The 18,505-nt window shown below is 69.8% G+C and carries 17 protein-coding genes; 8 read left to right on the top strand and 9 right to left on the bottom strand.

Annotation, left to right across the window (positions count from 1 at the left end):
- Nucleotides 1-7 precede the first annotated feature (7 nt).
- On the top strand, nucleotides 8-613 hold the full coding sequence (locus tag NO931_RS02395) for a metal-dependent hydrolase (RefSeq protein ID WP_256391025.1): 606 nt from the start codon (nucleotides 8-10) through the stop codon (nucleotides 611-613).
- Nucleotides 614-642: 29 nt separating this feature from the next.
- Here NO931_RS02395 and NO931_RS02390 read toward each other — a convergent pair whose 3' ends face one another.
- The 3 genes from NO931_RS02390 to NO931_RS20665 all read right to left on the bottom strand — a co-directional run bounded on the left by NO931_RS02390 (nucleotide 643) and on the right by NO931_RS20665 (nucleotide 3,594).
- A complete protein-coding gene (locus NO931_RS02390) occupies nucleotides 643-1,431 on the bottom strand; it encodes an isopentenyl phosphate kinase (RefSeq protein ID WP_256391024.1) in 789 nt (262 codons plus the stop codon).
- Nucleotide 1,432: 1 nt separating this feature from the next.
- Nucleotides 1,433-2,458, bottom strand: a complete 1,026-nt coding sequence (gene mvk / locus NO931_RS02385) for a mevalonate kinase (RefSeq protein WP_256391023.1) — start codon at nucleotides 2,456-2,458, stop codon at nucleotides 1,433-1,435.
- Nucleotides 2,459-2,616: 158 nt separating this feature from the next.
- Nucleotides 2,617-3,594 carry a zinc metalloprotease gene (locus NO931_RS20665; RefSeq protein WP_256391022.1) on the bottom strand — a complete coding sequence of 326 codons (978 nt, stop codon included), beginning with the start codon at nucleotides 3,592-3,594 and terminating at the stop codon, nucleotides 2,617-2,619.
- A gap of 104 nt (nucleotides 3,595-3,698) precedes the next feature.
- On the opposite strand from NO931_RS20665, the gene NO931_RS02375 reads away from it, so the two are divergent.
- The 4 genes from NO931_RS02375 (at nucleotide 3,699) to NO931_RS02360 (ending at nucleotide 6,676) form a co-directional block, all read left to right on the top strand.
- Nucleotides 3,699-4,295 (top strand): J domain-containing protein, encoded by a 597-nt coding sequence (locus NO931_RS02375; RefSeq protein WP_256391021.1) that lies wholly within the window; start codon nucleotides 3,699-3,701, stop codon nucleotides 4,293-4,295.
- 146 nt (nucleotides 4,296-4,441) lie between these two features.
- Nucleotides 4,442-5,413: an archaeosortase A gene (gene artA, locus NO931_RS02370; RefSeq protein WP_256391020.1), complete on the top strand. Its 972-nt coding sequence runs from the start codon at nucleotides 4,442-4,444 to the stop codon at nucleotides 5,411-5,413.
- Nucleotides 5,414-6,136 carry a metallophosphoesterase gene (locus NO931_RS02365; RefSeq protein ID WP_256391018.1) on the top strand — a complete coding sequence of 241 codons (723 nt, stop codon included), beginning with the start codon at nucleotides 5,414-5,416 and terminating at the stop codon, nucleotides 6,134-6,136. It begins immediately after the preceding gene.
- Nucleotides 6,137-6,217: 81 nt separating this feature from the next.
- Nucleotides 6,218-6,676, top strand: a complete 459-nt coding sequence (locus NO931_RS02360; RefSeq protein ID WP_256391017.1) for an SHOCT domain-containing protein — start codon at nucleotides 6,218-6,220, stop codon at nucleotides 6,674-6,676.
- A 46-nt stretch (nucleotides 6,677-6,722) separates the two neighbouring features.
- Here the strand turns inward: NO931_RS02360 and NO931_RS02355 are convergent, their stop codons facing one another.
- Nucleotides 6,723-7,994, bottom strand: a complete 1,272-nt coding sequence (locus NO931_RS02355; RefSeq protein WP_256391016.1) for an NAD(P)/FAD-dependent oxidoreductase — start codon at nucleotides 7,992-7,994, stop codon at nucleotides 6,723-6,725.
- Nucleotides 7,995-8,248: 254 nt separating this feature from the next.
- Between NO931_RS02355 and NO931_RS02350 the strand changes: the two genes are divergently transcribed.
- Nucleotides 8,249-9,487, top strand: a complete 1,239-nt coding sequence (locus NO931_RS02350; protein WP_256391015.1) for a threonine synthase — start codon at nucleotides 8,249-8,251, stop codon at nucleotides 9,485-9,487.
- 83 nt (nucleotides 9,488-9,570) lie between these two features.
- Here the strand turns inward: NO931_RS02350 and NO931_RS02345 are convergent, their stop codons facing one another.
- Both NO931_RS02345 and NO931_RS02340 read right to left on the bottom strand, forming a co-directional pair.
- Entirely contained in the window at nucleotides 9,571-9,879 is a 309-nt protein-coding gene (locus NO931_RS02345) for a HalOD1 output domain-containing protein (protein ID WP_256391014.1), read from the bottom strand.
- A gap of 133 nt (nucleotides 9,880-10,012) precedes the next feature.
- Nucleotides 10,013-10,693: an HD domain-containing protein gene (locus tag NO931_RS02340; protein WP_256391013.1), complete on the bottom strand. Its 681-nt coding sequence runs from the start codon at nucleotides 10,691-10,693 to the stop codon at nucleotides 10,013-10,015.
- 251 nt (nucleotides 10,694-10,944) lie between these two features.
- Here NO931_RS02340 and NO931_RS02335 point away from each other — a divergent pair, with 251 nt between their 5' ends.
- Together NO931_RS02335 and trmB are read left to right on the top strand one after the other, a co-directional pair.
- Entirely contained in the window at nucleotides 10,945-12,762 is a 1,818-nt protein-coding gene (locus tag NO931_RS02335) for an ATP-binding protein (RefSeq protein ID WP_256391012.1), read from the top strand.
- 80 nt (nucleotides 12,763-12,842) lie between these two features.
- The gene (trmB, locus tag NO931_RS02330; RefSeq protein ID WP_256391011.1) at nucleotides 12,843-13,907 is read left to right on the top strand and encodes an HTH-type sugar sensing transcriptional regulator TrmB; all 1,065 of its coding nucleotides are present in this window, start codon (nucleotides 12,843-12,845) and stop codon (nucleotides 13,905-13,907) included.
- Between the two features lie 87 nt (nucleotides 13,908-13,994).
- On the opposite strand, the gene NO931_RS02325 is transcribed toward trmB, so the two are convergent.
- The 3 genes from NO931_RS02325 to NO931_RS02315 all read right to left on the bottom strand — a co-directional run bounded on the left by NO931_RS02325 (nucleotide 13,995) and on the right by NO931_RS02315 (nucleotide 18,334).
- The gene (locus NO931_RS02325; protein ID WP_256391010.1) at nucleotides 13,995-16,748 is read right to left on the bottom strand and encodes a hypothetical protein; all 2,754 of its coding nucleotides are present in this window, start codon (nucleotides 16,746-16,748) and stop codon (nucleotides 13,995-13,997) included.
- Between the two features lie 120 nt (nucleotides 16,749-16,868).
- Nucleotides 16,869-17,498, bottom strand: coding sequence for a fibrillarin-like rRNA/tRNA 2'-O-methyltransferase (locus NO931_RS02320; RefSeq protein ID WP_256391009.1), 630 nt, complete (start codon nucleotides 17,496-17,498; stop codon nucleotides 16,869-16,871).
- Nucleotides 17,495-18,334, bottom strand: coding sequence for an NOP5/NOP56 family protein (locus NO931_RS02315; protein WP_256391008.1), 840 nt, complete (start codon nucleotides 18,332-18,334; stop codon nucleotides 17,495-17,497). Before NO931_RS02315 ends, NO931_RS02320 begins: the two co-directional genes overlap by 4 nt.
- Between the last annotated feature and the right edge of the window lie 171 nt (nucleotides 18,335-18,505).

Below are 18,505 nucleotides of genomic sequence, written 5' to 3'. Positions count from 1 at the left end.
TGACCACATGATGCTGACGACCCACGTGCTGGTCGGGCTGGCGCTGGCGACGCCCGTGCTCGCCGTCGCCCCCGAACTGGGGGTACCCGCGCTCGCCGGCGGTGCGATCGGCGGCGCGTTCCCCGACGCGGATATGTACACCGCTCACCGGCGGACGCTGCACTTTCCGGTGTACTTCGCCGCGCTCGCGGTCCCCGCGCTCGGGCTCGCCGCAGTCGCCCCGACGCCGGCGACGGTCGCGCTCGCACTCTTCCTGCTCGCAGCCGCGGTCCACTGTCGGATGGACGCCTTCGGCGGCGGCCTGGAACTCCGACCGTGGAAGGGAACCTCGGACCGGGCTGTCTACGACCACTACCGCGGGCGCTGGCGCAGCCCCCGCCGCTGGATCCGATACGACGGCGCGCCGGAGGACTTCGCGTTCGGCCTGGCGCTCGGCGTCCCGCTGTGGGTCGTGCTCGACGGCCCTTTCGATCTGCTCGTCGCCGCGGCGCTCGCGGTTTCGGCGGTGTACGCCGCGGTCAGAAAGCGCCTGCCCGACCTCGCGCCAGTCGTCGCTGAGGTCGCGCCCGAACCCCTGGAGTCGTACCTCCCGGACGAATCGGAGGAGCGCTAACTCGTCGCTGACGCCGCCGTCTGGTACCGTCAGTCGGCGTCGCCCCGTACCGTCGTCCCCGGGCGCTCGCCCGACAGAAATGCCGACAGCGCGTCGAGATCGAAGATCGAGGCGGGCGCGTCGAGTGCGAGCAACTCCCTGACTTTCCCCGCCATGCCGCCCGAAACGTCCGTAGCGTCGCTCCCGCCGAGCACGTCGGCGACGTCCTCGAAGGATCCGATTTCGGAAATGACGGCGTCGTCGGCGTCGAGCACGCCCGGAACGGTCGAGCAGACGCCGACGCGGTCGGCCCGCAACTGGTCGGCGAGCTCGGCGACGATCTCGTCGCCGCTCAGCACGGTGACGCCCTCGCCCGCGTGGGCGATCACGTCGCCGTGGAGCACGGGGACGAACCCCTCGTCGAGCAGGGTTCGGACCTGTCCCGTGGGCAAGGTGAGTTCGGCGTCGGCGTCACGATGGGCCGTCGACAGCGGGTGGACCGGCACTGCCGGGACGCCCTCGTCGCGCAGGCGCCGGAGGACGAACTTGTTCAGCGTCGTCATCGCGCCGTGGATCGCCAGCACGCCGTCGGCGTCGTCGGTTCCCTCCTCGGTCGTAACGCCCCACTCCGCCGCGTTCGGGTGACCGAAGCTCCCGCCGCCGTGAACGACTACGAGGTCGTCGACGGCGCCGTTCGTCCCTCCACCGCCGTTGGTCCCCGCGCCCGAGCGGGCCGCCGCGACGGCCGCCGCCGCGCGGTCGAGCGCCGGGCCGTCGACCGTCTCGTCGCGGTCTTTCTCGGTGACGACGCTACCGCCGAGCTTGAGGACGGTCGCCATCTCAGGCGCCCTCCTCGCTCGGGGCCTGCTCGACGCGCACGCCGTCCCGGTCGAGTTCGGCGCGGAACGCCTCCTCGCAGCCCGGCGTGAACCGGAGCGCGGTGCGCGTCTCGTCGGTCTCGTCGAGCGCGACGACGCAGCCCCCGCCGCCGGCGCCGGTCAGCTTCGCGCCCTCGGCGCCGGCGTCGCGCGCGGCCCACACCATCCGATCGAGCGAGCGCGAGGAGACGCCCAGCGCCTCCAGCAGCCCGTGGTTGAAGTCCATCAGTCGGCCCAGCTCGGCGACGTTGCCGTCGGCCAGCGCCTGTTCGCCCTCGCGGACGATGTCGCCGACCGCCTCGATCGTGTCGGCGGCGAAGCCGTACTCCTCGCGGAGCTTTCGGACGCCGGCGACGAGCGCGCCCGTGTCGCCGGCGCCGCCGTCGAAGCCGACGACGATCGGCAGGTCCGGCGCCTCGATCCGGCGGCAGTCGTCGCCCTCGACGCGGACCGCGCCGCCCATCGCCGAGCAGAACGTGTCCGCGCGCGAGGCCTCGCCCTCCTGAACGTCGTACTCGGCCCGGAACGCCCGATCGGCGACCGTCGCGGGCGATAGCTCGACGCCGAGTTCGCGTGCCGCGGCGTCGATCCCCGCGACCGTGACCGCCGCCGAGGAGCCGAGCCCGGCGCCCAGCGGGATGTCGCTCTCGATCGTGATGTCGAAGCCGACGTCCGAGACGTCCTCGCCGCGTTCCTCGGCGACGGCCTCGCGAGCCTGCTCGACGGCGGCGTCGACGTAGCCCATCGCGGCGTCGATCAGCGACTCCGAGACCGCCACGTCGGGCTTGGACTCGGACGTGCCGCTGTACTCGACGGTGAAGCCGTCCAGCGAAAGGTCGTCCGCGTGGACGCGCAACAGTTCGTCGTCGCGGCGCTCGACGGTGACGCGCGCCCGGCGCTCGATCGCGCAGGGCACCGCCGGCTCGCCGTAGACGACCGCGTGCTCCCCGAACAGGTACACCTTGCCGGGAGCGCTCGACGTAGTCATGCGCTACGCTCGGCGGGCATCCGTAACAGTAGTTGCGGAATGGCGGCGTCGCAGCGTGAAGCCGAGAGACGGCATCGAAGCGGTCACGGCGGCACCGAAGCGGTTACTGGGGCATCGAAGCGGCCGACTCGGCGTCTCGACGCCGATGCACAGCCGGCTCACTGCAGGCCGAGTTCGACGGCGAGCGCGTCGCTGTCCTCGATCGTGTGCGAATCCGCTTTCTCGTGGTGCTCGCGAGCCGCCTCGCGTCGCCGTTCAGCCCGGACGTAGTTTCCGTTGCTGCGCGCCGTCGCAGCCTCGCTCCACGCCTCGGCTGCGCTGCGGAGGTGCGCGGCTTTCGCTTCGGCGTCCGCGCAGATGTCCACGGCACCGTCAGCCTCGATATCGTCCGACTCCGACGCCGCGTTGCCGAACGAGCTGACGGCGGCGTCGTACTCGTCGGCGGCGCTCGCGAACTCGTCGCTCGCGGCCGTCCAGTTCTCCTCGGACCGCGCGTCGTCGGCCGCCTGCAGATGCTCGCTCCCCTCGTTGAAAGAACGGATTCCCGCGAGATAGGCCTCGTGGATCGCGCGCCGGGTCTCGTAGTTGGGAATCCGGTCGGCGGGGTCGCTGGACATGATCTCCTGGGGGGCGTCGTCGTGGCCCAGCCCGAGCGTGTGGCCCAGTTCGTGGGTGATCGTGGTCTGGGTGAGGTCGTCGGAGTAGCCCTTCTTGATCTGGACCGACGCGGTGTCGGGAGCATCGTCGGTGATCAGCGGCGCGCAGCCGACGACCATGTACTCGTCGTCGCTCCGGTGACAGGTCGTGATCTCGTCGACGAGCGTCACGCTGACATCGGGGTCGTCGGCGTCGGGATCGAGGTCGTACTCGACCTCGTAGTCCACGTACTGCTCGTCGTGTTCCTCCCAGAACGCCGCGGACGTCTCGATCAGTTCGGGGAAGTTCTCCCGTCGCTCGACGCCGTCGGCGTACGCGACGCCGATGACGATCGTGTCCCCGTCCCACGGGTGGCCGTTCGCGAGGTTCTCGATCTTGGAGCCTTCGGTCGCGCGGTCGACGGTGTCGGAGAGCTGAGCGCAGCCAGCCGTCGCGGCGGTCGCGCCGGCCAGTGCGCCGAGGAGGGTTCGGCGTCGCACGGTCTATCCGTCTGTCAGGGAAGCGTAGGGTTGAGTGTTTCGGCCATCATATGCGGGGTCGTCCCGGGAATTTCATTACCGTCGATCCCTAACGAGAAGGCGTTGTGTGGGGAGCGATCGCGGAGCTACCGGAGTGGTTACTTCTCGGGCTGGGGCTCGCAGCGGCGTCCTCGTTGCTGATCGCGCTGGCGTTCGTCGCGGGCCAGCGCGCGTTCCCGCGTCTGGAGGACGACAGCGGCGGGTCACCCGAGCGCGAGGGCGCCGAGCGACGCCTCGCTGAGATCCGCCACTACCTCGAAGCGATCGACGAGCGCTTCGTCGAAGGGACGACCGTCGAGGGCCACGACGTCGAGTTCTACCTCCCCGAGCGCGACGTGGCAGTGACGTTCAACGCCAGAGTGTTCTTCCGGCTGCGCGCGACCGATACCGATCCCGTCCTCGTCGAGCACGAGCTTCCGGGCGGGCACCTCGGATCGCGACTCCCTTTCGAGACGCCCGAGATCGCGACCGAGTCGGACGCCGACGCCGGCGTCGCGACGGCGTTCGCGGCGCTGGGGCTGCCCGCGAGCGCGGACGTCAGCGAGGTGCGACGTGCGTATCGCCGGCGGGTCAAGGAAGTGCATCCGGATCAGGGCGGCGACGAGGACGAGTTCCGGCGCATCCGCGAGGCCTACGACACCGCGCGGGAGCACGCCGACTGACGGAGTGGGCGACGCCGACGGACGGCGCGGGCGACGCCGACGGACGGGCGAGCGACGCCGACGGACGGGCGAGCGACACCGACGATCTGGCGGAAGGTGCACGCGATGCCGATAGCTCTTTATTTCGATAGCGCTTGCCTCCGGACGTGACGACGCTTGCGTCCCCGCTCGCGACCGAGGCGATCTGGGCGACGGGAACCAGAAACCTGTTCGTCTGGGCCGCCATCGCCGCCTTCCTCGCGACCGCAGCGCTCGAACTGACCGACCGGACGCGCGCCGCCAGGACCAGCGGTGCCGCGGCGTGGGTCGTGTTCGGCGTGTTCTGGCTGCTGATGGTGCCGTACTTCTACCTCGACGCCAAGAGCATTCTCGAAGCCGCGCTGAGCTTCGTGGGGGTGCCGCTGTCGCTGTACGCGGCGTACCTGCTGTACTCCGGGCGCGACTCGCTGCTGATACTCTCCAGGGCGGTCGCGATGATGGGGCTGCTGTACCTGCCCGCGATGACGATCCCGGTCGTCAAGACGGTCCTCATCGAGTCGGTCGCCCGGCAGGCTCACTTCGGGATGGAGCTGCTCGGCTACTCGCCGGGCATCGAGACCGGCGCGAACGGCTACCAGAGTCGCTTCGCGTTCGAGGGGTACTCGACGTATATCGTTCTCTCGTGTACCGGGATCGGTAGCATCTCGATCTTCGGCGGCGCCATCATGGCGGTGCGCGCGCCCCTCGCCCGGAAGGCCAAGGCGTTCGCGATCGCCGTGAGCGTCATCTGGGTGGCGAATCTGGGGCGAAACGTGTTCGTCGGCCTGGCGGCGCCGCTGGGCTGGTTCGACTACCCGATCTTCCACTCGATCACCGACACGCTCGCGGGCGAGAGCATGGTGACCTCGTTCTACGTCTCGCATCACCTGATCTCGCAGACGCTGTCGGTGGTCGCGCTCGTCGGCATCACGCTGCTGATCGTCCGCGTGCTCCCCGAGCTGTTCGCCGTCCTCGACGAGATCCTGTTCGTGCTGACCGGCACGGAGTACGACCTCCGGTCGGAGCTCGGCCCGTCCGCGGCGTCCGACGGAAACGGGCCCGCAGAGGCTGTCGTCGACGACGCCGCGAGCGACGACTGAATGGCCGCGCTCGACGCCGAGTTTCGCGATCGCGCCGTCTATCTCCCCGACGCCGACGCGCTCGTCTGCGCGGACCTGCACGTCGGCCGGGACGAACGCTCGAACGTCGAACTCCCGCTGGGCGAGCGCGACGACCTGCTCGACCGGATCGACGATCTGCTGGCGACGTTCGAACCGAGCGAGTTCGTCGTCGCGGGCGATCTGCTCCACTCCTTCGACAGCCTCTCCGACGGCGTCGAACGGACCGTCGGCGACCTCGCGGACGCCGTCGCGGACGCCGGCGCCGAGTGCTCGCTCGTCGCGGGAAACCACGATACGATGCTCGACGCCGTCGTCGAGGGGCCCGCGGGCGAGCGCGTCGGGAGCGTCGGCGCCGAACGGCGGCTTCCCGGCGCCGACGCCCTCGTCCTGCACGGCCACGAGCGGCCGGACGCCGACGCCGAACTGTACGTCTGCGGGCACGACCACCCCGCGATCGAGATCGAGGGGCGGCGTCGCCCCTGCTATCTCTACGGCGAGGGCGTCCGCGACGGCGCCGACGTGCTGGTACTCCCCGCCTTCACCCGCCTCGCGCCGGGGACGCTCGTGAACCGCGCCCGGCGCGACCGGTTCCAGTCGCCGCTGCTCGATCGCGCCGGCGCGTTCCGGCCGGTCGTTCGCGACGACGACGCCGCGGAGACGTTCTGGTTCCCGCCGCTCGACGAGCTTCGGTCGATGCTGTGATCCGGATCGTCGGCGCCGAGCGGGAGCGAACGCCCCTCTGGCACCGTCAGTAGTTACTGTCTACGCGAGAGAGCGCCACACATGGTCGATGTGAGCCACGAGTTCGTGGCCGAGAAGCTCTGGCTGGTCGTCGCCATCGTGACCCTCCCGCTGACGTCGCTGGTTGCTGTGAGCGGCGCGGTGCTCCCCGAGGTGCTGGCGGAACTGCTGGTCACGAGCATCCCCATCGTCGGCTGGTTCCTCCTCACGCCGCTGCTGTTGTTCTTCGGCGAGGAGATCGCGGACTGGCTCGTCGGCACTGACGCCGATACGGTCGACGCCGACGGCGAACCCGCCGACCGGTCCGACGACCCCGTCGAGTCGCTCAAGCGACGGTACGCCGCCGGAGAGATCGGCGAGGCCGAGTTCGAGCGCCGGCTCGACCGGTTGCTCTCACAGGGGGACGGCGAGGCGACGGTCGACGGCCGAGACGCGCCGCTCTCGGATGATCGAGCGGGCGAGCTGTCGACGGAGGACGAGGACCTGCTCGAACGCGAGTAAGCGGCGCGGGCGCCGCTGGTCGCGAGCGTTCGGCGCACAGGAGCGGTCAGAGATCGGCGAGCGCGGTCTGTGCGGCGTCCCGCCCGCTTTCCATCGCCCCTTGGATCGACGACCAGCGGGTGTAATCGCCCGCGAGGTAACAGCGACCCTCGGGCGCGTCCACGCCGGGCAGGTCGTCGAGGCTGCCCGGCGGCTGGGCGAACTGCGAGAACGGGACGCGCTCGGTGCCCAGCAGCTCGAAGTCCGCAAAGGAGCGCTCGGGGTACCACGACGACAGCGCGCGCCGCGTCATGTCGTCGAACCGGGCGGGCTGCTCGTCGCGGTCGCCGAGGAACGTCGCGCTCACGAGGTGGCGGTCATCGGGCGCGTGTTCGGGGGCGATTTCGGAGTTGACGACGACGTGGTTCGGGTCCTCGCCACCGGCGTTCAGAATCAGGCGCTTCCCGGCGTCGAGCGATTCGGAGCGAGGCATCGAGTAGTACTGCGTGACACAGCCCTCGCCCTCGGTCGGGATCGCCTCGACGCCGGTGAGATCGCGCGCCGTCGGCGGATCGGTCGCGACGACGACCGCGTCGGCCGATCGCGTCTCGCCGCCGATCTCGACGGTCGCCTCGGCGTCGTCGGCGTCCACCGAATCGACCGTCTCGCCGGTCGCGATCGTCGCCCCGGCCTCGCGAGCGTGCTGGGCGAGCTGCTCGGGGATCACGCCCATCCCGGCGGCCGGTACCGCGATCCGGCCCTCCGAGAGCATCTTGAAGGTGTACTCGAACACCGTGCTGGAACTCGACAGCGACCGATCGAGCGTGATGCCGCCGTAGAACGGCGCGGCGAAGTTTTCGACGAATCGGTCGGAAAAGCCCCGACCGTGGAGGTACTCGCGGATCGAGCTATCGCTCCCGCTGAAGATCGCCGTCGGCGTCTTGTCTGCGAGATCGCGTCGGAGCTTCAGCGTCCGGAGCTTGTCGGTCGTCGACACCTCGGTGTTGAGTGCCGAGGACAGCAGCGCCGAGCGGTCGCGGAACGGATCCGAGAGGATCGAGCGCTCGCCCTCGCGGGCGATGCAGGCGCCCGGCGTGTAGTAGCGCAGGTCCAGGTCGTCGTAGTCCAACTCGCGCTTCGCCGCAGGATAGGCGGTAAAAAGCACCTGAAACCCCCGATCCATCACGAACCCGTCCTCCCGGGTCGTCCGCACGCGGCCGCCGACCTCGTCCTCGCGTTCGACGATATCGACGTCGACGCCGGCGTCCGCGAGATGCCGCGCGGCGACGAGCCCCGACAGGCCCGCGCCGGCGACGATCACCCGCTGGTCAGTTGACATACCGCTCCGTTGGGACTCCCGGGTCAAAACTTCACGCGTATCGGCGTCGCAGCAGGCTGGTTTGGTGCCGCGAGGCCTAACTCGGACCCGTCAGTAGTCGCCACGCAGCGTGATTTCCCGAGGTGCGAGCCGACGCCGTAGCGACGGGTAAATCCCTCAGTGCGATATCAAATCCGGAGAACGGCGTTTCGGCGGACCGCCCAGCGCAGCATCCGATGGACAGGGCTTAGGGTCCGGCACCGAAAGCGACGACCATGCAAACCAGCGACGCCTTCGCCGGGCTGGAGTGTCAGGAGTGCGGCGAGCGGTTCGACGCCGACGAGCTTCGCCCGTCGAGCCCTGACTCGCAAACTCGTCAGGACGCGGCCGACGCCGCCGGGCGCTGTCCCGACTGCGGCGGCGCGCTCGCGCCGACCTACGACTACGACCGGATCGATCTCGACAGGGAGACGCTCGCGGACCGATCCTTCGACAGCCAGTGGCGCTACCGCGAACTGCTGCCGTTCGAACCTTCGGCCGCGGTGAGCGCCGACGAGGGCGGGACGCCGCTGGTCGAGGGGTCGTCGCTGGCCGACGAGCTCGGCGTCGGCGAACTGTACGTCAAAGACGACGGGCGAAACCCGACCGGATCGACGGCCGACCGCGGGCTGTCGGTCGCGCTGACCGCGGCGCGCGAGCGCGGCGTCGAGGCGGTCGCGCTGGCGTCGACCGGCGATGGCGGGCAGTCCGCGGCCGCGTACGCGGCGCGCGCCGACGTCGACGCCCACGCGTTTCTGCCCTCGCGCTCGACGTTCACGAACAAGGCGATGGTCAACGTCCACGACGGCGAGATGACGGTCGTCGGCGGGCGGATCGGCGACGCGCTCGACGCCGCCGCAGAATCGATCGCGGAGGAGGGCTGGCACGACCTGGGCTGGTTCGCGACGCCGTACCGCCACGAGGGCGCGAAGACGGCGTTGTTCGAGATCGTCGAGCAACTGGACTGGGAGATTCCCGACGCCGTCGTCGTGCCGACCGGCGCCGGCGTCGCGGCCGTCGGCGTCCACCGGGCGGCGACGGAACTGGAGCGACTCGGATTGATCGACGAACTGCCCGCGATCTACGTCGCGCAGGCCGCCGGCTGCGCGCCGATCGTCGACGCCTGGGAGGCCGGACACGACGAGCCCGAGCCGGTCGAGTATCCCGACACGATCTGCGGCGGCATCGAGATCCCCGATCCGCCGGGCGGCGCGCTCGCGCTCGACGCCGTCGCCGAATCGGGCGGCGGCGCCGTCGCGACCGAGGATCCGGACATCCTGGACAGCGCGATCGCGGTCGCCGCCAACGAGGGGCTGGAGGTCGACGCCAGCGCCGCCGCGGCGGTCAGCGGCGCCTGGGAGCTCTCGCGGACCGGCGAGTTCGACGACTCGGACACGGTCGTCGTACTCAACACCGGCGCCGGATCCAAAACCGACGACGTGCTCAGGAGCCACCTGATGGGCCAGGGGATCTGAGCCGTAGTCCGACGGAGACGCGCCGCTGACGGTGCCGTACTCGGAGCGCAGAACGCGGCCGCTAGCGGCGTCACCTGGCGTTCTCACTCGTCGACCGGCCGCGCCGCTATCGCCGCCGCGGTGACCGTGATCTCGTACCCGGCGTACGGAAAGACGACGGTGCTGCCGGCGTCAGACCCGACCAGCGACTCGTGGAGCGAATCCAGCGCCTCCGGATCCACGCTGTCGTACAGCGGCGCGAGATCGGCCGACGGGACACCCTCCAGCGTCCCGACGAGGGCGACGACGGCGATCGACGGCGCGTCGCCCGGACACGCCTCTAGCTGAACCCTGTACGCGCCGTCAGCGTCGTCGTACTCGATGACAGCGTCCGGCAAGTTGGGGGCCGCCATGACAGCCAGGTCATTTAAACACCATGGATGATCAACCTTTGGATTAATAAGTTAGGCAAAATCCGAAGTGTCGGGCTCTCGGGTGAGCAGTAGTCCGTGTGGGCGGCAGAACGCTCGTCCGCTGGTCACCGCCTCACTCGCCGCTGTCGATCGCCGCGACTTCGTCGTCGAGCCAGTCCTGAAACCAGCGGACGCGCTTGAGCCGCCGGTGGGCGATGCTTTCGGCGGCGTCGGTCTCGACGCGCTCGGCGGCGTCCCGCCCGCGTTCGAGCACGCGTTCGACCATCTGTCCGGCGTCCATATGCGTCCGGGCCTCGTAGCCCATGCGCAGCAACATCAGCGCCGTGCCGTTGGCGCCGACCTTGTCGAGCAGGTCCGCCTCGATCACACACCGCGTTTCGAGCGACAGGTCAGTCAGATCACCCTGGTAGGAGTGGTCGCGGACGGCGCGACAGACCTCGTCGACGAACGACTCGGGATACTCTCCCCGGTTCTCGAGGTACTGCCGCGCGACGCGCGCGCCCTCCTCGGCGTGGACGTCCTGATCGGCGTCGAGCTTGGCCACGTCGTGGAACAGCGCGGCGACGCGCGTGACGTCGACGTCGGCGCCCTCGGCGCGCGCGATCTCCTCGGCCAACTCGACCACGTTCAGGATGTGGTTGTGGCGGTACTCCGCGGAGTGCCACGGGTACCACCGCATCCGCCCGCCCTCGTCCTCGTTCTCGACGCTGGCGGCGAGATACTCGTAGACGAACTCGGACATGTCCGCGAACTCCTCGGCGGAGACTCGGGAGTCCTTTATTTCAACCCCCACGGAACCACCTCAGAGAGACGAATCCGGTACTCATTCTTGTCCGAACAAAGGCGTGTTCGACTCTTTAGCGTTACGCAGGCGTCGCCGCCGCTTCACGCCCGCCTCGAAACCGGTCCGAGAGCATACTCTTCCCGCGACAGACCTCCGCAAACGGGGTCCGACCCGCGGCTTCGGAGCCGCAGCGGTCGACTCGTCACCCCCGGCGCAGGCGAGGCCGAGTGACGCGAAGCTATATGCCCGTCGAGCGGCGTATGACCAAGCCAGCGATGCAACTCCGGCGAAAATTCCTGTTGGCGTTCGTACTCGTCGCGCTGACGATCGCCGGAGTGCTCGTCGTCACGTTCGACTCCCAGCGCGACGCCGCCGTGGCGTCGGCCAGCGAGGACGCGGCCGAACAGGCCGAGCTGGCGGCCTCGACGATCGACCGACAGCTGGTCGAGAAGCGACAGTCGATCGCGATCGCGGCCGATCACCCGGAGCTCGTCGACCCGGACCGTGTCACGCGGCGCCAGCGCGTCGCGACGATCAGAGAGCAGACCGACTTCGAGGGAGTGTCGGTCGTCGCGGCCAACGGGACGATGACGGCGCTCGCCAACGAGGACGGGACCGGCGGCGACGCCGTCGGCGGGGACTTCAGCGATCGGGCGTACGTTCAGGCGGCACTGAACGGGAGGGTGTACGTCAGCGATCCGTTCACGGCCAGGACCGGCAATCGCATCGTCGTCGTGAGCGCGCCGATCCGATCGGACGGCGAGATCGTCGGGACGCTCAACGGGGCGTTCTACCTCTCGGGCAGCGCGCTGTTCGCTCCGATCGAGAGACAGAGCAACTACGACACCCAGATACAGGTCACAGAGGACGGTGAGGCGCTGTACGCGGACGAGGAGGCGATCGACTCGCCGGTCGATGGGAGAGCGATCGTCCACACGACCGGTTGGACTGTCACCGTCGACCGGCGCCGGTCGACCGTCACGGCCCAGATCCGCCGCCTCGCCGTCGCGCAAGCCGTCGCGGGCATCGTGATGCTCGGGGCAGTCGCGCTGTTCGGCCTCTGGATCTACCGGTCGGACATCAGGCAGGCCGAGCGACTGCGCGACCAGTTCCGCCGCATCGAGAACAGGGAGTACGACCACCGCGTCGATCTCTCGGGAAGCACGGAATGGTCGGAGATCGGCGCGAGCGCCAACCGCTTGACCGAGACACTGGCGCGCCGCGAGCAGATGCTACTCGTGCTCAACAGGCTGCTCCGACACAATCTCAGGAACTCGCTGAACGTCATCGTAGGTCGTGCGGACCTGATCGCCGGCGGCGACGGCGACCGTGACGAGGACCACGCCGACGAGATCCGATCGACTGCCGGGGAGTTGCTCCACCTCAGCGGCCGCGCCCGAAAGACCGAGGCGTTGATCACCGACGACCACGCGGGTTTCGGAACGCCGGTCGACGTCGCCTCCGTCGTCGCCAAGAGAGTGGCGGCGTTTCGGAAGAACAACCCGGACGCGACCGTCGAGGTCGACGCGTCCGACTCGGCGTACGCGACTGTCGGGAGCGAGTTCACGACGGTGGTCGACGAGTTGCTCGCAAACACGGTCGATCACGCCGGTCCGGCGCCGAACGTGCGCGTCACCGTCGCCCGCGTCGACGGGTGTCTCGGCGACGCGACGGCCGAGCGGTCGAATACCATCCGCTGGAACTGGTCCGGCGGAAACGCGGCGTCGGCGGACGCTGCGGGTAGCCGAATCGCGGCGTCAGAGTCCTGGTTCTCGCAGGACCGCGACGACGCCGACGGACGGGATCCACAGCGTCTCGGCGCGGCGTCACCGCGGCGCGACGACGAGGTCGTCGAGATTCGCGTCACCGACGACGGGCCGGGCGTTCCGCCCGAAGAGCGCGCCGTGCTGTCTGGCGAGCGCGAGATCGACCCGCTCCACCACACCGCCGGTCTGGGCCTGTGGCTCACGGACTGGATCATCTCGCAGGCCGGCGGAACCGTCGACATCGACTGCGACGACGGGACGACGGTGATCGTCCGGCTCCCGGTCGCGTCGGCGCCCGAGGACGGCGATTGAGCGGTCCCAACTGCGTTCGATAACTGAGTGCTACTGCGCTTTCAATAAATCATTTACCACGAGAGGTTCGGTACTACGGTATGAGCTCCGACGACCTGCGCGTGACGATGAAACGTGTCGGCGACCGCTTCGATCTCGGGGAGTACGAGATCGACGCGTATCTCGCGGTGATGGAACACGGGACGCTGACGGCCAGCGAGATCGCCGAGCGGACCGACATTCCACAGCCTCGGGTGTACGACACGGTGCGCAGCCTCAGCGACCGCGGGCTGGTCGAACTGCGCGAGTCGCGGCCGATGAAGATCATGGCCGTCGACCCGGGAGACGCGTTCTCGGACGTACGCACGTCGCTGACAGACATGATCGACGAACTGGAGGCCCGCTACACCGCGCCGGCGCGGGACACGGAAGCCGTCTCGCTCGTGAAGTCCCGATCGACGATCCTCCGGTACGTCGAGGAGGTGATCGAGGCCGCCGAGTACGAACTCGCGCTGTCGCTGACGCCGGAGCTGCTGGAGCGCTACGAGGACGAACTCGCGGCCCAGCGGGCCAACGGCGTCAGCATCGACCTGCTGTTGACGCCGGGACGGGACGCGCCCAGCCCGGACGAGTTCGAGTATCTCGACGTCTGCACGGCTGCGCGGGCGCGACGCGGGATCACGACGCCCGTGATCGCGGTCGCCGACGGCGAGTACTCGATCTATGCGACCCAGGACGCGATCCGGGACAACGACCGGGATCGCTACGGCGTGATCTTCAATCGCTCGGCGCTCGGCTTTCTCATCTCGGGCTTTTTCGGGACCGTACTCTGGACGACGGCCATGGAGACGCTCGCCGAGGACGGCACCGACCGGCCGTTCCCCCGGCGGTACGCGTCGATCCGTCGCTGCGTGAAGGATCTGCTCGACGTCGAGGGCAATCTCTACGCCACGATCGAGGGCCGGGACGTGGAGACGGGCGAGTCGCGGCTGGTCAAAGGCCGCATCGTCGACCTGTCGTTCGAGACGAACGAGGAGGTCGCCGGCCTGACCGTCGACACCGGCGACAGGCGCGTCGAGATCGGCGGCCAGGTCGCCGCCTACGAGGCCGTCGAGGCCCACGAGATCAGGATCGGCCGCAACGAGCCGCCGGCGCCCGTTCGCTGATCGGGCGCCGCCAGTTCGGCACCGGAACCGCCCGCTACTGCGCTCGACTACCGACGACTGGCCCGTCGCGAGGACGCGCTCGCGCGGTCAGCCGTCGACCGGAATCGCCGCGATGACGTGGTGTTCGCGGTAGACGAGGCGGACGACGCGAACGTCCCCGGAGGCCTCGACGGTCGTCGTGTCGCCTTCAGTGACGGTGTCGTCACCCCAGTCGAGCGATCCGTTGGACCCCTCGCCGGCGTACACCGACAGCCGGTCGGCGTCGATCTCGTCGCCGCCCGCGTGTTCGATGGTGACGGTCCCGGCGTCGGCGTCGTAGTCGGCCTCGAAGGTGGCGTCGGGCGCGACGACGTGCGTCCGGACGTCGACAGGCTCGTCGGGCAGAGTCCACTGGACGACGAGTTCGGTACCGGCCTCGAACTCCCCGAGTTCGATCTCGTCATCCTGTTCGAGCGTGTCGTGGCTGTCGGCCGGCTGCACGTCGGTCGCGTCGCCGTCGGCGAGCACTCGGAACCCGTCGGCCTCCCGCTCGACCTGCTGGTGGTACGTTGCGACGACCTCGCCGTCCCGGCGCTCGAAGGAGAACGCGCTCTGGGGCTCGGTGGTGAACCGGAAGACCGGCCAGCGGTGTTCGGTCTCTTTCGGCAACACCACGCGAACGTGCTCGTCGACCCCCACGTCCTCGAGCGTGACGCTGTCGCCGTCGCTCAGGCTGTCGTACTTCTCGGCGAAAGGTCGGGCGCCGTCGTCGCCGTTCGGGTACCCGTCGCCTCGCCGGACGACCAGTCGGTCGGGATCGGCCTCCTGTCGGCCGACGTAGACGAGTTCGAGCGTCTCGTCGTCGGCGTCGTAGACGCCCTCGATGGACTCGTCGGCGGTGAGCGTCCGGCCGAGGATGTCCGCGGAGTCGCGACCGGCGTTCCAGACGAGCTCGACGAAGGAGAACGGGTCGGCGTCGATCGTCAGCGCGTCGCCGGGAGCGAAACTGTCGTACTCGTCGACGGGCTGGACGGACGCCGGGTCGCCGTCGACCCGCAGCGTGAGCGACTCGGCGGGGATCGCTTCGCCGTCCTCGTGCTCGACGGTGACGGTCCCGGCGTCGGCGTCGTACGTCGTCGCGACGCGCGCGTGCGGCGTCACGGTGTGTCGTGCCACCTCGACCGGCTCGTCGGGAACGGTCCACTCGACGACGACCTCGCTTCCGGTCGGGACTTCGCCGAGATCGACCGTCTCGCCTCGGTCGAGCGTCTCCGTGACGTCCGCCAGCTGGGTGTCGGCGGCGTCGCCGTCGACGAGGACGCGGAACTCGTCGGCGGGACGCGACTGGTCGCCGTAGTAGTCCGCGACCAGCCGATCCTCGCGCCGGTAGAGATGGAGCCGCGGCGGCGAGGCGTTGAAGTACAGCAGCGTCGGTCGCCCGCCGGACGGACCGGCGGGAACGTCGAGCCTGAGTGTGACGGCGTCGCCGATTTCGACGCCCTCGACGGTGACGGCGTCGCCCGCGGTGAGCGTGTCGTAGGCGTCCGCGAACTGCTCGGTCGTCGCGGTCCCGTCGGCGCTCCGGTGGACGAGCTGCAGCTTTTCGGGGTCGGCCGCGCGGTCCCCTCGATACGCGATCTCGACGGTACCGGCGTCGTGGTCGAACTCGGTTTCGAACTGGTCCTCGCCGACGACGTCCCGGGCGTAGACGTACTGCACGTCCTCGTCCTCGTCGTACCAGCGCAGCGCGGTCGCGGCCAGCGGGTCGGTTTCTAGGGCGAGAGTGTCGCCGACGCCGAACTCGTCGAACTCGTCGGCCGGCTGGCTGTCGGCGCGCTCGCCGTCGTGCCACAGCTCCAGCTCCGCGGCGTCGACGCTCTCGCCGCGGCGGTGTTCGTACTCGACCCGGCCCTCGCCGGCGTCGACCGCGGCGCGGATCGTCGCGTCCGGCGCGGCCTCGCGGTCGCGCTCGGGCGGCAGTTCGGAGACCGTCTCGACGTAGATCGCGTCGCCGCGTTCCACGTCGGTCTCGGTGACGGTGCCCGGATCGATCTCGCGCAGCATCGCGTCGAGTTCGTCGTCGTCGATGCTCGCGCCGTCCGCGGGGTACAGCAGATACGCGTTCTCGACGGTCCCGGTCTGCTGGCTCGGATACGCCTCGAATCCGGCGGCCACCGCCGCCAGTCGGTCCTGCCCGATCGCCGGGAAGATCGGCCCCTCGACGGTCGGGAGGTAGGTCACGAAGGTGCTGTCGCTCAGCCGGGCGAACGTCTCGGGCAGGCGGTCGTCCGATTCGACGATGGCGTCGACGTCACCCCGCGCCGCGTCGGCGGCGGTCCGAACGCGATCGACCGGGGGTTCGTCGGCGGTGGCGCTGGCGAACGCGATCAGGTCGTCGGTGCTGGCGAACGCGAGGGTCTCGCCCTCGGCGATCCGCCACTCGTCGCCGGCATCGATCTCGGTACCGGGCTCGGGACTGTCGAACGACCCCGTCGCGACGCCGAACGTGTTCTCGTAATCGCTCGATCTGACCAACAGGATTCGGTCGACGTTCTCGGGATCGACGCCGTCGATCGAGTCCGTAACGCCGACGAGTTGCGGCCCGAAGTCCTCGCTCGCGTCGGCGTCGTCGGGCTGGGAGAGCGCGATCGACCGGTACTCGACGTCGACAGCCGATTCCGCGGGCACCGCTGCGAGGGCCGCGGCGAGCCCGTCCGGAACGTCTTCCTCGGCCTCGATCGTGGCCGGCTTCGGCTCGCTGTTCGGCGAATCGTCTACGTTCTGGTCGCTGACGCAGCCGCCCAGGGCGGCGATCGTGACGACGCTTCCGGAGAGAAAGTGTCGCCTGGAGGGATTTTGCACGCTATCGACACGTATCCGTCGTTCCGAATAAAGTTTCCGCAAATTCTCCGAAATTATAACGAACCGGCCGTAGCTGACCGGGCACGATCCGAGCGGAGTACTCCGTCGGGCAGCGCTCCATCACTTCGGCGTCGCGACGACGCCGAGGTGGTCGTTGTGGAACAGGTCGAGCCGCTCGGTGTCGAGGATTTCGAACTCCTCGTCGAGTTCGGCGAGCACGTCGTCGAACACGTCGCCGGGCTCGGCGGTCACGTCCTCGCTGCGGGCCTTGTACGCGGCGATGAGCCGGCCGTCGTCCGCCAGGAACTGCCGGTTGAGCGTCGACACGCGGGCCTGTCCGCTGGTCGCGACGTCCTGCACGACGGCGTCGAGATCACTCTCGACGACGTGGGCGTACGTCTCAGGTTTGCGGGCGTCCTTGACCAGGGGGAACAGCCGGTCGCGGTCCGCCGCGGCGTCGAGCAGGTCGCGCGCGGGGCGGCTCGCGAACTCGACGGCGTAGGTCGGCCCGGCGAAGTCGGCGACGTGGCTGACGGTGGTCCCGCTCGCGGCGCCGAGATAGAGGACGCGGTCGCCGCCAGAGAGCCCGGTGTCCATCCCGAGTTCCAGCATCGCGCCGAGCTTCGAGCGGCGGGCGTCCCAGAGGCGCCACCCCTCGTCGGTCGGCTCGCCGTACACCGGCGTCCCGCGCGTCGCGAGCCGGTCCTCCTCGTCGAACTCGCGCCGCGTGACGCCGTCGGGGAGGCTCACGCGTCCTCACCTCGCGAGCGGATGCGCTCGATGCGCCCGTCGAGTTCGGCGTCGAGTTCGGGCTTGCGCTCGCCCGAGTAGTGATCGACGCGGGCGGCAATCGAGAGTTTGCCCGCCAGCGCTCTCGCCGCCGAGCCGCGTTCGTCGGGGTCGGTGCCTCGCACGTACTCGTGGGTGAAGATCACGCCGTGCTTGGGCGAGGGACCGCGTCCTCGGAGGTGTGCGAACAGCGCGTCTTCGGCGCCGAGCACCTGAACGGTGCCGCTTGGCTTCCTGGCGAGCGACTTCAGGTCGCCGGCCAGCGCGATCAATCGAGCGGCCAGCACCGGCCCGGCGAGCGCCGAGAGGTTCGGTGCCACTTCGGCGGCCCGGCGCTCGACGAAGCCGCGGAGCTCGTCGCGCTCCTCGGCGAGGTCGTCGACGCGCTCGGCCAGCGAGACGAGTCGGCGCTCGGTCGGCTCCTCGGGGTCCCTGTCGGCGAGATTGCGGGCGTAGGAGACGCCCGTTCCGGCGTCGTCGTACAGGCTGCCGGCCCACTCGGCGACGCGCTCGGCGAGTTCGTTGGCGGTGCGCTCGCAGTCGTCCATCGATCGGACGGCGTGGACGAGTTGCTTGTCGTCGGCGCCCTCGGACGCCGAAACTTCCTCGCGCGCCGCGGCGAGCGCGGCGTCCCGAAGCGCGTCGTAGTACGACTCGGCGTCGTCGGCGAAGCCCGACTCGACGGCTCGTGCCGGCCAGTCGTCCGGCGTCTCCGTCGCGCCGGATCGGACCCGCTCGGCGGCCGCGTCGGCGTCGCCGGGGTCGAGTCCGGCGAACCAGCCCTGATCGCTGCTCATGGGCGTCGATTGCGGGCGGGGGCGATTAACCCCTTTGTTGTCGCCGTCGCGGCGAGGTGTCACCGCGGTGTCGCCCCGGCTCGTCGTGACAGCTCGTCGTCGTAGACCGCGGCGTCGCGATGCCGACGCCGCCCCCGGGGCTGCCGCCCGCCCCCGTCGCTTTTGTCGCCT

It is taken from the genome of Natronoarchaeum rubrum (genome assembly GCF_024494695.1).
This window is presented reverse-complemented; position numbering and strand designations above follow the sequence as displayed.

Bases quoted from the DNA above. Each gene is read 5' to 3' on its own strand.
- NO931_RS02395 (WP_256391025.1), top strand. From the start codon at position 8: ATGATGCTGACGACCCACGTGCTGGTCGGGCTGGCGCTGGCGACGCCC.
- NO931_RS02390 (WP_256391024.1), bottom strand. From the start codon at position 1,431: ATGGCGACCGTCCTCAAGCTCGGCGGTAGCGTCGTCACCGAGAAAGAC.
- mvk (WP_256391023.1), bottom strand. From the start codon at position 2,458: ATGACTACGTCGAGCGCTCCCGGCAAGGTGTACCTGTTCGGGGAGCAC.
- NO931_RS02365 (WP_256391018.1), top strand. From the start codon at position 5,414: ATGGCCGCGCTCGACGCCGAGTTTCGCGATCGCGCCGTCTATCTCCCC.
- NO931_RS02360 (WP_256391017.1), top strand. From the start codon at position 6,218: ATGGTCGATGTGAGCCACGAGTTCGTGGCCGAGAAGCTCTGGCTGGTC.
- NO931_RS02355 (WP_256391016.1), bottom strand. From the start codon at position 7,994: ATGTCAACTGACCAGCGGGTGATCGTCGCCGGCGCGGGCCTGTCGGGG.
- NO931_RS02350 (WP_256391015.1), top strand. From the start codon at position 8,249: ATGCAAACCAGCGACGCCTTCGCCGGGCTGGAGTGTCAGGAGTGCGGC.
- NO931_RS02345 (WP_256391014.1), bottom strand. From the start codon at position 9,879: ATGGCGGCCCCCAACTTGCCGGACGCTGTCATCGAGTACGACGACGCT.
- NO931_RS02335 (WP_256391012.1), top strand. From the start codon at position 10,945: ATGACCAAGCCAGCGATGCAACTCCGGCGAAAATTCCTGTTGGCGTTC.
- trmB (WP_256391011.1), top strand. From the start codon at position 12,843: ATGAGCTCCGACGACCTGCGCGTGACGATGAAACGTGTCGGCGACCGC.
- NO931_RS02315 (WP_256391008.1), bottom strand. From the start codon at position 18,334: ATGAGCAGCGATCAGGGCTGGTTCGCCGGACTCGACCCCGGCGACGCC.